General features: G+C 52.5%; 11 protein-coding genes. 9 read left to right on the top strand and 2 right to left on the bottom strand.

What is annotated here, in order from left to right:
- The first annotated feature begins 59 nt into the window (after window positions 1-59).
- Window positions 60-995, top strand: coding sequence for an alpha/beta hydrolase (locus M6D81_RS08630; protein WP_262676460.1), 936 nt, complete (start codon window positions 60-62; stop codon window positions 993-995).
- 491 nt (window positions 996-1,486) lie between these two features.
- Here the strand turns inward: M6D81_RS08630 and M6D81_RS08625 are convergent, their stop codons facing one another.
- Complete coding sequence (locus tag M6D81_RS08625) at window positions 1,487-2,065, bottom strand: GNAT family N-acetyltransferase (RefSeq protein WP_262676459.1); 579 nt, start codon at window positions 2,063-2,065, stop codon at window positions 1,487-1,489.
- Window positions 2,066-2,245: 180 nt separating this feature from the next.
- Here M6D81_RS08625 and M6D81_RS08620 point away from each other — a divergent pair, with 180 nt between their 5' ends.
- The 3 genes from M6D81_RS08620 to M6D81_RS08610 all read left to right on the top strand — a co-directional run bounded on the left by M6D81_RS08620 (window position 2,246) and on the right by M6D81_RS08610 (window position 6,505).
- Entirely contained in the window at window positions 2,246-3,673 is a 1,428-nt protein-coding gene (locus M6D81_RS08620; protein WP_262676458.1) for a serine hydrolase domain-containing protein, read from the top strand.
- A gap of 73 nt (window positions 3,674-3,746) precedes the next feature.
- Entirely contained in the window at window positions 3,747-5,198 is a 1,452-nt protein-coding gene (locus M6D81_RS08615; RefSeq protein ID WP_262676457.1) for an AGE family epimerase/isomerase, read from the top strand.
- 218 nt (window positions 5,199-5,416) lie between these two features.
- Window positions 5,417-6,505: a DNA alkylation repair protein gene (locus M6D81_RS08610; RefSeq protein WP_262676456.1), complete on the top strand. Its 1,089-nt coding sequence runs from the start codon at window positions 5,417-5,419 to the stop codon at window positions 6,503-6,505.
- A gap of 682 nt (window positions 6,506-7,187) precedes the next feature.
- Here the strand turns inward: M6D81_RS08610 and M6D81_RS08605 are convergent.
- Window positions 7,188-8,024, bottom strand: a complete 837-nt coding sequence (locus tag M6D81_RS08605) for a YitT family protein (RefSeq protein WP_262676455.1) — start codon at window positions 8,022-8,024, stop codon at window positions 7,188-7,190.
- Between the two features lie 315 nt (window positions 8,025-8,339).
- On the opposite strand from M6D81_RS08605, the gene M6D81_RS08600 reads away from it, so the two are divergent.
- The 5 genes from M6D81_RS08600 (at window position 8,340) to M6D81_RS08580 (ending at window position 13,458) form a co-directional block, all read left to right on the top strand.
- Complete coding sequence (locus M6D81_RS08600) at window positions 8,340-8,480, top strand: hypothetical protein (protein ID WP_262676454.1); 141 nt, start codon at window positions 8,340-8,342, stop codon at window positions 8,478-8,480.
- Window positions 8,481-8,886: 406 nt separating this feature from the next.
- Entirely contained in the window at window positions 8,887-9,663 is a 777-nt protein-coding gene (locus tag M6D81_RS08595) for a tyrosine-protein phosphatase (protein WP_262676453.1), read from the top strand.
- A gap of 82 nt (window positions 9,664-9,745) precedes the next feature.
- Window positions 9,746-11,842: an S-layer homology domain-containing protein gene (locus M6D81_RS08590; RefSeq protein WP_262676452.1), complete on the top strand. Its 2,097-nt coding sequence runs from the start codon at window positions 9,746-9,748 to the stop codon at window positions 11,840-11,842.
- Between the two features lie 178 nt (window positions 11,843-12,020).
- Entirely contained in the window at window positions 12,021-12,788 is a 768-nt protein-coding gene (locus tag M6D81_RS08585; protein WP_262676451.1) for a YveK family protein, read from the top strand.
- A complete protein-coding gene (locus tag M6D81_RS08580) occupies window positions 12,769-13,458 on the top strand; it encodes a CpsD/CapB family tyrosine-protein kinase (RefSeq protein WP_262676450.1) in 690 nt (229 codons plus the stop codon). The genes M6D81_RS08585 and M6D81_RS08580 overlap by 20 nt, the downstream gene beginning before the upstream one ends.
- The last annotated feature ends 27 nt before the right edge of the window (window positions 13,459-13,485 follow it).

Raw genomic sequence — 13,485 nt, 5'->3', positions numbered from 1 at the left:
ACGATCAGCCGCTCAGGATATATAATAGAAGGCAAATGAGCGGAATCGGAGGCGACGGCATGAGTGTGAGGAGATCAGAGCTTGCTTTGGCAGAGGGAGCTATATCCGTCTACAGGTGGGAGCAAGTTGAAGATGGGGCTGAAGTGGCGGTAAGAGGTGTCTTGCAGTTGGTTCATGGATCATGCGAGCATGCGCTGCGTTACGACCGATTCGCGCGTTATATGGCAGAGCAGGGGTGGATCGTATACGCCAGCGATCTGAGAGGACACGGTCATTCGACTCCGCAAGAGGATCTGGGCTACTTCGGCGATACGGGCGGCTGGGAGAGCATGGTCGATGAGCTGCATGAGGTAAGAGCGTTCATTGGCAAGCAGCACCCGGAGCTGAAGATTGTCCTGTTCGGGCATAGCATGGGCTCATTCCTGGCTCGGCATTATGCCATTGTCCACGGCTCCGGGCTGTCCGGTCTTATCCTGTCCGGCACGGCACACTATGTCAGAAGCTCTCTGAGGCTAGGGAAGCTGCTTGCCGAGCGTGAGATCCGGTCGAAAGGGATCAGGCACCGCAGCGCTGTCTTGTATAACTTGACGTATCGCTCGTTCAACAAGCGGTTCAAGCCGAACCGGACGGCTCAGGACTGGCTGTCCCGCGACGAGGCCGAGGTGGACCGATTCCTGCAAGATGAGCGCTGCGGCTTCGTATTCACGTCAGGCGGATTCCGCGACATGTTCGAAGGCTTGCTGTTCATTACGGACAAGAAGCATATTGCGCTGACTCCGAAGGAGCTGCCAGTGCTGTTCATATCCGGCAAGGACGATCCTGTCGGCAGCTTCGGCAAAACCGTTCGCCAGGCGTACGGCCTTTATCGGGCTGTGGGCATGACTAATGTAAGGCTGAAGCTGTACGAGGGAATGCGGCATGAACTATTGAACGAGGTGGGCAAGGAAGAAGTATACCTTGATATTGCGGAGTGGCTGATTAGCTCCGTGAAGTAAATGGCAGGTACGGCGGGGGGGAGGTGGAGGGTGACACAGTCGCTCTATTCTACCTCGAAGCCGCCTTTTATCGCTCAAAATGATCACATAGCCCCATCAACCGTGCCCCGTCCGCCTCAAAGTCGCCGTCTATCGCTCAAAATGCTTACATAGCACCAAAAATGAGTGGAAAAGTGTGCGCTATCGCTCAAAATGATCACATAGCCCCGCCAACTGTGCACTGTTGGCTCGTAAGCCGCCTTCTATCGCTCAAAATGATCACATAGCCACCAAAATGAGTGGAAAAGTTTGAGCTATCGCTCAAAATGATCACATAGCCCCGCCAACTATGCACTGTTCGCCCGTAAGCCGCCTTCAATCGCTCAAAATGTTAACATAGCCACCAAAATGAGTGGAAAAGTGTGAGCTATCGCTCAAAATGATCACATAGCCCCATCAACTGTGCCCCATCCGCCTCAAAGTCGCCGTCTATCGCTCATATTGCTCACTCGCTACCCAAACTCTACCCCGCGAACCTTCGAGAAGACCATCGTGTCCCGAAGCGTACCGTCCACCGCCCGTTCCTGTTGACGGAGAATTCCCTCCAGAGTATAGCCTGCCCGTTCGGCCACCCGCTTGCTGGCCGTGTTGCGGGAATCGCAGCGGATCTCAATGCGATTGGCTCCCAGTTCTGCGACCGTCCATTCCGTGATCGCCTGAACAGCCTCGTGCATATATCCTTGACCCGTGCAGGAGGTGCGCAGCCAGTAACCGATCTCGAATGCTCCGGCTGACCAGTTCATGCGGTGCAGGCCACTGCTGCCCACAAGCTTGCCCGATGCCTTGTCGATCAGCAGCAGGCGAAGATCGGTCCGCTCCAAATACCGGATAATCGCTCCTCTCAGCTCCGCCTCGGACTCTTCCGGTGTGGGCACCGACTCAGCCCATGGCATCCATGGACGCAATTCCTCTATACTTTCTCTGACCGCCTCGTTCACCATTGCTCCATCTCCCCGTCGCGGCGCGCGGATGAGCATCCTTTCGCTTTCGAAGCTTTCCGGCACATCGATCATTAACCTGTCGGCAGACATGTTCATTCCCCACTCTCTGAAAGTTTTCCAAACAATATATCATGCAGTATACTTGGGGGGCAAGTTGATTTTTGGAATAGTCAGACATTATGTGATGTGGAATTCATGAGGGAGAAGTGAAGTGGGGATTAATTAAGCTATGTAGAAGCTATGCCAATAAAGTGGGGGATGATGCGAGCCATGCAAGCTTTCGTAGATGAACTAATGCGCTCCGGGCTTGAGGTGAACACACTGCTCATGCGGCAGGACGGGAAGGAGACGGTCAGATATAGCCGGGAGCCGTATGTTGTTGACGGCCCTCATCTATTGTTTTCACTTAGCAAAAGTGTCACCTCAATCGCCATCGGCATAGCCCGGGATGCCGGGCTATTGAGCTTGGATGACTCTGTCATTTCCTTCTTCCCTGACCGGTTGCCGGCCTACGTATCGCCCAATCTGACGGCTATGACGATTCATCATCTGCTATGTATGAATACAGGCCATGCCGATAATGTTTATTCGGTGGTGGCGAGCGAAAAGGATTGGATTGCGGCCTTTCTAGCCCAGCCAGTACCACTTCGGCCAGGAAGCCGCTTCCTGTACAATACGCATGCGACCTATATGCTGGCTGCTATCCTGGAGAGAGTCACGGGAGAAGGGCTGGTCAGCTATCTCAGGCCGCGGTTGTTCGAGCCTCTCGGGATAGAGGGAGTCAGTTGGGAGAGTTGTCCCATGGGCGTAACGGCAGGGGGAATGGGGCTCAGCTTGACGACGGAGGAGATGGCCGCTTTCGGCCAGATGCTGCTTGACCGGGGCATGTATAGGGGACGGCGTATCGTATCGGAAGCTTATCTGAACGTGGCGATCAGCGAGCAAAGCGACAATCGGGAAGGGGCTCGCAGACCGGACTGGATGCAGGGCTACGGTTATCAGTTCCATCTGTGCCGCCACGGCTGCTACAGGGGCGATGGAGCGTTCGGCCAGTTGATCCTGGTTGCCCCAAAAGAGAGAATTGTCGTCGCGGCAACATCGAGCTTTGGCAGTATGGGTGATCTGCAGGTGCTGCTGGAGCTTATTTACAAGCATGTCATGAATGGAGGAGGGGGAGATGGAGACGGCGATTCGCATGCGCATTCTTCCGTTACAAGAGCAACTTCAGAGTGGCGGCAGTTAAGAGATAATCGCGATTCGCGCATCGAAGCGCCTAATGTACATTACACCAGTCTATATCCATTCAAGCTGATGGATGCTCGACAACAGGTCTGCTACAAGCTGGCTGCCAATCCGCAAGGCATTCAGCAATTGCTTTTCTCCATCGAGCAAGGACGGCCGACGCTTCGCTTTCAATTCGACGATCATGGAGACCACGCCGTGTCACTGGACAGCGAGGGACTGGTGGTTTCAACCGCCAAATTCCACAAAGATCTGTCCTTTGTGGAGCAGGAGGTGGTGTCTTATGCCACTTGGTCATCGCATCGCAGGCTGGAGCTAGAGCTGGTATACAGGGAAACGCCATACAGAGCAATCTATATTGTTGAGTTTCAGGCGGAAGAAATTAAAGTAAGCTATCAAATTAATGTATCGTTCCATCTGAAGGACTACGAGTGCATGGGGATGAGAGCCCGATAGAGTTAGTGACATTGCGAGTTTCCTTCTATGTCCGTTATGATAGGTGTAACTAATTATGGGAGTGAGTGAGAAGATGGGGAAAAGCGTATCTACGCAGCAATCACTGGAACAATTGAAAGCGTTCTATTGGAAGCATATGAAGGAGCAGCTGCTCCCGTTCTGGCTGGAGCGAGGCATCGATGAAGAATTCGGCGGCTTCTTTACCTGCTTCGACAATAGCGGCAGCACGCTCGTCAGTACGGACAAGTATACGTGGTCGCAGGGGAGGATGGTATGGCTGCTTGCCAAGCTGTCGAGTATGGACGGCTTTGCGCCGGAGGAGCGCGATCGGCTGCTGGCATTAAGCGGCGAAGGCGCACGCTTCATGATGCGGCATGCCATTATGGGGGATGGCTGCTGCACATTCGTCACGGACCGCGAAGGGAATGCGAAGCGCCTGTCGTCGGATCACGACTACGCCGCCAGCATCTACGCGGATTGCTTCGTGCTGCTTGGCTTGTCCCGCTATGCGCGGGAGAGTGGCGATGCGGAGTCGCTGCATGCGGCGAAGAAGCTCTATGCTTCGATCCGCTCGCGGATTGCTTCGGGGACATATCGCACGGAGCCATATCCCATTCCGGCAGGGTATCGCACGCACGGCATTCCCATGATTATGCTGAACGTGTCGCATGAGCTTGCGGAAGCTCTCCAGGCGGCGGAAGAGGCTGGAATCGCTGAAGGCGGCCAAGAGGAGTGTGCTGACGGGTGCTGTGGGAATGAAGCCGTCAGTGGGGGAGAAGTTGTCAGTGTGGGAGAAGCCAGCAGTGGGGGAAATGGTGATGCCCTTGCCATACATGCTGCTGACATCCATGCCTCCGAAGTGAGGGAAGCGGCGCGTGCTTATATGATGGAGATTATGGATGATTTTGTGACGGATGACGGTACGCTGCTGGAGATGATCCCTATAGGAGGATCGGCAGGAAGTGTAGGAGAGGTCATTGGCGGAGATTCGCATAGTGGGGAGACGCTGCTTGACCGCTACGTGAATCCCGGTCATACGATTGAGGATATGTGGTTCGTCATGGAGCTGGCACGCCAGTTGGGGGACGATGCGACCATCCGGAAAGCGGTGCGCGTACTGAAGCGTGCGCTGGAGCTGGGCTGGGACGTGGAATACGGAGGCATCCTGCTGTTCGTAGATCGCGATGGCGGACAGCCGAAGGGCAGCATGGAAGGGATCGCCGATGACGCCATGGCGAAGAAGGTGTCGAACGACTGGGGAAGCAAGCTGTGGTGGCCTCATTCCGAGGCGCTGTATTCGACGGTGCTGGGCTACAAGCTGACGGGCGATGAGGAGCTGCTGGTCTGGTATGAGCGCGTGCATGCGTATACATTCCGCACCTTCCCCAATTCCGATAGCAGCGTTGGCGAATGGATACAGATTCGGGACCGGGAGGGGAATCCGCAGTCGAAGACAGTGGCGCTTCCCGTGAAGGACCCGTTCCACATCATCAGGAATTTGATCCAGTTGGTGGAGGAGCTATAATGGTGAGGGGCTATGTGATCATTTTGAGCGATAGCGCACACTTTTCATGGTTGAACAGGTGGCTACGTGACCAATATGAGCGATAGGAAGTTGCTTTGGGGCGTGCGAAGCTCGATTGGTGGGGTTGGAAGAGAAGATAGATGTAGCGTATGCTACATACACAGAAGCGAAGATAGCGGGCAGGCGAGACGCCCCTTGATATGGAGAGGAAGAAAGCTATGGCTGAGACGTTTGCGGGAAAGTATACAGAGGCTTTTTTGCGCCAGTTCGCAGATAAGGTGAAGGGGCGTTATGCTGCGTTCGATGAGGAGCAGTTCATGCGTCTCATACAAGATGAACACTGGGAGCAGGAGCAGCTGAAGCAGCGTATTCGGCACATTAGCGTAGCGCTGCATGAGACTTTGCCCCAGTCTTATCGGGAAGCATTGGACGTACTTGGAGACATCGCTCCGCAGTGCAGGGGAGTAGAGTATCTCTTCTTCCCGGACTTCGTAGAAATGTACGGGCTGGACGACTGGGAGGTCTCCATCGCGGCATTGGCGCGGTTCACGCCTTATTCCAGCTCGGAGTTCGCTGTCAGACCGTTCATTCTCGCCGATCCCGACAGGATGATGAAGCAGATGCTGGAGTGGACAAGCCATTCCGACCATCATGTCAGGCGGCTGGCGAGCGAGGGGTGTCGGCCGAGATTGCCTTGGGCGATGGCGCTTCATCCGTTCAAGGTCGATCCGTCACCGGTACTGCCTGTCCTGGAGCGTCTGAAGGAAGACGAGTCGGACTATGTGAGGAAGAGCGTGGCGAATAACTTGAACGATATCGCCAAGGATCATCCCGAGGTCGTGAAGGATATCGCACGGAGGTGGCATAGCAAGCATGCCGGGACGGACTGGATTCTGAAGCATGGCTGTCGCGGGCTGCTGCGGAAGGCAGACCCTGACATCCTGTTCCTGTTCGGCTTTCCGGACAAGCCGGAGGTGACGGTAACGGAGTTGTCCATCAGTGAACCGACTGTCGAGATCGGGGACACGCTGAACTTTACATTTGCTATACGTTCAACGAACGATTCCCATCCCCAGCGGCTAAGAATCGAGTATGCGATAGACTTCATGAAGGCGAACGGCAAGACGTCGCGGAAGCTGTTCAAAGTGGCGGAGCGGGACATCGATAGCACGGAGCTGCAATACACCAGAGCGCACAGCTTCAAAGACTTGACGACACGCAAGCATTATCCCGGCAAGCATCGGCTCTCTATCGTAATTAACGGTGTCGAGCTGAGGGGGGAGGACTTCTGCGTGAATGATCGTTAATCTACGCTGCAAGATTGAACTTAACTTTTGTTGAGAACGCAACGCTTAGAGATGAGTCGGTCATGGTCATTGCGCAGCGTTGGTGCAGTGGTCGGTGGCGGCGCTGTGGGCGTGGGCGCAGCGGATGTCGCAGTAACGTTGGTGGCGGTGAGCTTGGTGAGGCGGGCGTCTGTGAAGCGGGTGTCGCAGTGACGTTGGTGGCGGTGAGCGTTGGTAAAGCGTGCGTCGCAGTGGACGATGGTGCAGTGGTCGGTGGCGTCGCAGTGGACATTGGTGAAGCGTACGTCGGTGTTGAGGCTGGAGTGTTAAATGGAATTAGTGTATTTGTTTCAGTTTAATCGTCGTTGTCGCATGTTGGTAATGGAAAAAGTACATTTAATTCGAAGCAATAGCACACTATCTCATCAAACGGTCAAATTAGTATCAAGAAATCCATTTGATTGCGCCAGTTTGGTGGATATTGGTAAATTAAAGTCATGAAATCCATTTAGAGTTACAGTTAGGGTTAGAATTAGAATTAGAATTAGAATTAGAGTTACAGTTACAGTTAGGGTTCGAGCCAGATGTGCTAGTGCTAGGTGTAGTGAGCAGCAAATAAAGCCTCCGGAACCATTGTGTGTCGATGGTGCCGGAGGCTTTACACTGTCAGTCGATGGTTCCGGAGAGTTCTGAAGACTCTAGTTTATTTCGTAATATCGATAAACCCTTCGCCGAAGACGTCGCGGACGTCGTGGATGGTGATGAACGCATCTTTGTCGATTTCTTTCACGATTTTTTTCAGTGCGGATACTTCCTGCTTGCTTATGACGATGTACAGAATGTTCTTGGCTTCCTTCGTATAATAGCCGTGACCGGAGAATACGGTAACCCCTCGATCCATCTGCACGATGACGCGACTTGCAATATCGTCGTGACGCCGCGATATAATGTTGACGGCTTTCTTCGTATTCAATCCTTCGATAAGGAAGTCCATCACCTTCGTTCCGACATACAGCATAAGAATCGTAATCATGAGCTTCTCCGCCCCGATGATGAAGAAGGAAGAGAAGGCGACGATCAGATCGAAGAAGAGCAGCGCGTAGCTGATGTTCCAGTCCAAATATTTGTGCGCGATCCGGGCGAGAATGGTCGTGCCGGCTGTCGTGCCGCCTACGCGGATAATGAGGCCGATACCGACACCGGCGAAGATGCCGCCGAATATCGCGTTGACGATGAGCTCATTGGAATCGATGCTCCAGCTTTTTGTCAGATGCAGGAAGATCGAGTTGAATATAACGGCCAGAATCGTATAAGCAACTGTAGATCGGTCAAGGAAGCGATAGCCGACGGTGAGCAGAATCGCATTGATGATGAAGTTCATGAGGCCCGGCGACCACTGGAACACATAATACAATATAATGGTGACGCCGACGACGCCGCCTTCGCCGAGTTCATTGGGAATGACGAACAAATTGATGGACAATGCGAAGATGAGTGCGCCAATCATAATCATCACGATATCCAATAGTCTTTTCTTCATAGAAACGTGTACACCTCGACCTTGTCTGTATCTTGTTCATACATAATACATACTATTGCTAGGATAGCTCTCTGTGCAGAAGAAAATACCCAAGCTCTCAAAACTTGGGCATCGACGCCATTCATGTCACCGATAGCCATGCAAGCATCCTCATTGTACACGATTAGCAATTGAGGGTGAAGAGGAGCCTGCTACTGCTTTAACGCAGCGCACAGCTAATCGCGTGAACCGCGGAATTGCATGGGCGACATGCCGGTCGCTGAAATACTGACACCCCCCTGGTTAAAGTCATGTCGTCCGAGGGATAGCTCATATATGCCGCTATCTGTTCCGGACTCGTCTGATTCTGCCGGAGGAGCGGGAGCTGAAGCTGATCGTCGGGATGCTACAGCGCCGCAGTCCGCGGGCGAACCGGGAAGCTTCTATTATTATACGGGCGTATTGTTCCATATCTAACGTTGGGGGCGGAGTCGCGACAGCTGCTATTCCGTCTCGCCACTTTCGACAACCTTCTGCCAAAAAAGATTACAATATAATACAGTTATGGGATACTAGAAATATATATCTAAAGTCCTATATAACAATTGTTTATCATGAAGAAAGTCACGTTTTCTCTTTTTTTCTTCCAATTCCGCCTATATTAAGCGGTAGTAGCGTTTGCGATAGAGTCATAAATGGCCTATACAAATTATTTATGTAATCGTTTTCTTGCTAACTTTTACCTTTACATTGCTGTAAAAGGTGGATATATTTATAAGGAATCTGTCGAATATCTGAAAAAAGGATGTCTATCGACATCTCCTGTGGTAGAATGAAGTCGAACGCACATGTAGAACTTGTACGAAGCCGGGATGTGATTGATATGATCGATATACATACGCATATACTACCTGGAATCGATGATGGCGCGTCCACGTTCGATGACACCTTGCAGATGGCGCAAGCGGCCTATCGGGAAGGGATATCTACCATTATTGCAACACCCCATCATGCCAATGGCAAATATATGAATCTAGCAGACGATGTCCGTAAGCTGACAGCCGAGACGAATGAACGGTTGCGCGATGCGGGCGTTCCTGTTTCCATTGCTTGCGGTCAGGAGATTCGCGTGCACGACGATCTGCTGGATGCCTGGCATCGAGCCGAGCTGCTGACGCTTGCGGATTCCGCCTATCTGCTGCTGGAGATGCCTTCGTCCCGCGTTCCATCCGGCATGGAGGAGCTTGTGCATGAGCTTCATATTATGGGCGTACGTCCCATCATCGCCCATCCGGAGCGCAATGCGGATATCGTCCGCTCTCCGGAAGCCCTGGCTGAGCTGGTCGATGTCGGCGCTTATGCGCAAGTGACGACGCATTCGCTGCTGGGCGGGTTCGGCAAGAAGATCGAGCATGCCTCATGGACGCTGATGAAGCGGGGGCTGATTCATCTGTTGTCATCGGATGCCCACCATGTGGAGCGCCGGGGCTTCCGAATGCAGGAAGCTTACGAGGCGGTGGAAGCGCGCATGGGCAGGGAATGGGTGGATTACCTGCAGGACAATGCCCGTCAGGTGATGGAGAATGGCGCGATAGCGGCTCCTCCCGCATATGCCGCCAAGGGGGCGGCGAAGCGGTTGTGGTCCAGACTGTTCGGATAGTTGAACGTTCCATCCGGTTGTTCCAGTCATTCGCCGCAAGGCGAGTGCAATTATACAACAATATTAATAGAGGTGAGAGAAAGTGACATTAAGAAGAAAAATCGCGGCATCTACGATCGCGGCAAGCCTTGCAGTAACAGCTTTCGCCGGTATTCCGCTGAGCAATAAAGGTCTGGCGGAGAAGCTTGGCGCAAGCGCAGTCGTGTATGCGGCAGACGCATTCCCGAGTTCAGATGTCATCAATAAGGTGAAAACACTTCGCGAAGCGCTTATCGCTACTGGCGGCCTGGACGAAGTGAATGCGCTGCGCACAGCCATTCAAGGCTTGAGCATTGCAGATCGCCAGACAATCGCAGGACCCATTATCAATAAGTTGGTATCGGAATTTACCGGTACTGAGCAAACAGATCTGAAAGTAAGCTTAAGCAATCTGTTGGTCGACGCAATAGGCATTACATATGACGCAGATCTTACGAAGCTTGAAGAGTTGCGTACGAATTACCATGACGATCTGCAGAAAATCGCTACAGCTGCAGAAGTTGATGATTTGACGGTTGACGATATTGTAGCCTACTTCCTGAAAGTGCAAGATGAAGTAGTGGATGTCGTCAGCTCCAAGTCGTTGTTGGAACTGAAGCAGCTGCTGAGCGATGCGGATGGATTCAATGCCATCATGGAGGAAGCGCTGGCTTCCATTACCGGATCGTATGATATTGAAGACATCTTCCTGTACTATGGTGTGACAACCGAAGATGTGAGAGATGCAATGAATGCTTTGAAGGATGCAGTATCTGACGCTGACTTGTTCGAGGATGCAGCGCTGGCGCTGTATGGCGCGTACGCTTATATCTACGAGAACAGCAAGGTTCCGCCAATCGGTGGCGGCGGCGGAGTTGCTCCTGGTGTAGTAGAAGAGCTTGTGAAAGAGCTTGAAGGACTGAAAGACAAGCTGGCGAATGCTACTGACGAGGAGAAAGCCGAGCTGATCGCCGATGCGGTGAAGAAGTCGCAAGAAGTGATCGGGAAGGCTACAACGTTGAAGAATCTGACTGCGAAGATCGTAGACGGCCTGAAAGTGTACGAGCTGGATGCGAAAGAAACTGTGAAGATTCTGGAGAACGTGAAGAAGGTTGCGGATCAACTGAAAGAATCCACTGGCGTCGAGCTTGAGCCGGTTAGCCTGAACGTCGAGCTTGGCGAAGTGAGCGAGAACGGCGTAAGTGTATCTCTTGTGAAGGAGATCCTGGAAGCAGCTGCCGGTACAATCGTGAGCGGCGTCAATGTTACGGTGAACGGCCTCGGCGTGACCATTCCGTTCGGTGGCACATTCAGCGACGATCTTGATCTGAGCATCAACTGGTCCGAAGCGGAAGACGGTATGGTAGGCGGACTTCCTGCCGCATCTGCCATCTACGACTTCAACCTGTCGGTAGGTGGAAAGGACACAACGGAATTCAGCCACCCCATCATTCTGGATCTGCCAATCGGCACAACTGCTTCCTTAGATGAAGAGCTGCTTACTGTTGCGAAGGTACTTGAGGATGGTACGCTTGAGATCCATGGCGGACGCCTGACGGGCGCACGCATTGTCGAGAACCGTCCGACCTTCTCCTCTTATGTCGTAGTGGAGAATAAGGTATCGTTCGAAGACGTCGCGCGCGTCGAGGCATGGGCAGGACGCTCCATTCAAGTAATGGCGGCGAAGGGAGCAATCATCGGCAAGTCCGAGGGCAAGTTCGCGCCGGACGACAAGGTTACTCGCGCCGAGTTCGCGAAGATGCTTGTTCGCGCCCTTGATCTGGAGAGCAACACGGCGAAGGAAGGCTTCAACGACGTATCCGCTGACGACTGGTTCGCGTCTTACGTTGCTGCGGCAGTCGAGAAGGGCGTCATTAACGGTCGTTCCGAGACCAGATTCGCACCTGAAGCTACCATTACCCGCGCCGAGATGGCTACTATGATCGCTCGCGCACTGGGCGCCGACAATTCTATCGATGTAGACGCTGCTCTGGCAGACTTCTCCGATGCGGATGAGATTCTGGACACACTGAAGGCCGGCGTTGCATACGCAGCGGCTAACGGCATTGTGGAAGGCAAGGGTGCCGGCAAGTTCGCTCCTAACGACAATGCTACCCGCGCACAAGCGGCAGTTATCATTCATCGCGCACTGAACAAGTAATTATTAGTACGCCTAAGCTAATAATACTTCCGACAAAATCTTCCTCTCATGCAGATGGGAGGAAGATTTTTTGTTAGGTGATGTAGATATTTGGAGAAAATTAGGTTACTATGTTTAAGGGTGTAGTGCCCCGGGCCTATAACTTAATGTTTAGTCTTGCTAACTGGAGGAATAATCAGTGTCTAATGAACTAGAATTGCGGCATTATTTGACTATAATCCGTAAGAGATTAGTTTTTATTCTACTATTTGTTGTGTTATGCTCGGCTGCTGCGGCCATCTATAGCATCTACTTCAAGGACAAAATGTACGAAGCCTCTACGAAGATTATCGTCAACCAGACGGCTTCGCAGCTTGCAACAGGCCAGCTTGATATTAATCAAATCAACTCCAATATCAAGATGATCGAGACATACAAGGAGATTATCAAGACGCCTGCCATACTGGATAAGGTGGCCAGCCAGTACCCTCAGTTGGAACTGACAACAGAGCAGTTGGCGTCCAAGATCCGTGTCAGCTCTGTCAATAACACGCAAGTGATGACACTTGTTGTTCAAGATATACAATATCGCAAGGCGGCTGAGACGGTGAACGCCGTATCGCTCATTTTCCGGGAGGAGATTCAGAAAATATTCAAGGTGGAGAATGTGTCGATATTGAACAGTGCGAACCCGGATGCGAATCCAGGCGCGGTATCGCCTAATGTGCCGCTGAACATTGCCATTGCATTCGTCGTGTCGCTCATGCTGGCCGTCGGTGTCGTGTTCTTGCTTGAATATCTTGATGATACGATCAAGACGGAAGCGGATGTGCTGGAATATCTCGGTCAGCCTACTCTGGCCATGATTTCGAAGATGAATACAGAGGAGGCCAAAGCAAGCAGCAAGCAGGCATCCAATCAAACGTACAAGGCAGGTGAATTCGAGCGTGTCACGATTGAAAAGTAAACGCCAGCTTATTACGCTCCTCAATCCGCGATCGCCCATATCGGAAGCCTATCGTTCGCTGCGCACCAATATCGACTTCTCATCCATTGACGAGAAGCTGCAGACGATAATGGTTACCTCCGCAGGACCGGGCGAAGGGAAGTCGACGACGATCACGAATCTCGCCGTCACCTATGCCCAATCCGACAGGAAGGTCGTCCTGATCGATGCCGATCTGCGCAAGCCTACTGCACATCGTACATTCGCCCTGTCCAATCGCTGGGGACTGTCCTCCGCTATTGCGCAGCAATGCACCATCGAAGAGTCGATTCAGATGACGACGATTCCGAATCTGGACGTCATCACATCGGGGGATATCCCTCCTAACCCTTCGGAGATGATGAACTCCAAGCGAATGACGGCCATGCTGGAGCAGCTGCGCTCGATATACGACATCGTGCTGATCGATACGCCTCCGCTGCTGGCGGTGACAGACGCCCAGATTGTCGCGACGAAGTGCGACGGCGTCATCATGGTCGTCGATCAAGGCAAGGTGAAGCGTGACATTGCGAAGAAGGCGATACAGAATCTGGAGAACGTCAATGCCAGAATTCTCGGCGTCGTATTGAACAACGTCAAGCGCAAGTCGAGTGAAGAGGCTTACTACTATTATTACGGGAATCAGGAGTAACAGTGTGTCGAGGTTATGCTCGTAGAG

This window comes from Paenibacillus sp. J5C2022 (genome assembly GCF_025567625.1).
Classification (GTDB): domain Bacteria; phylum Bacillota; class Bacilli; order Paenibacillales; family Paenibacillaceae; genus Pristimantibacillus.
The sequence above is the reverse complement of the archived record's forward strand: the minus strand, read 5'-3'. Positions and strand labels throughout refer to the sequence as shown.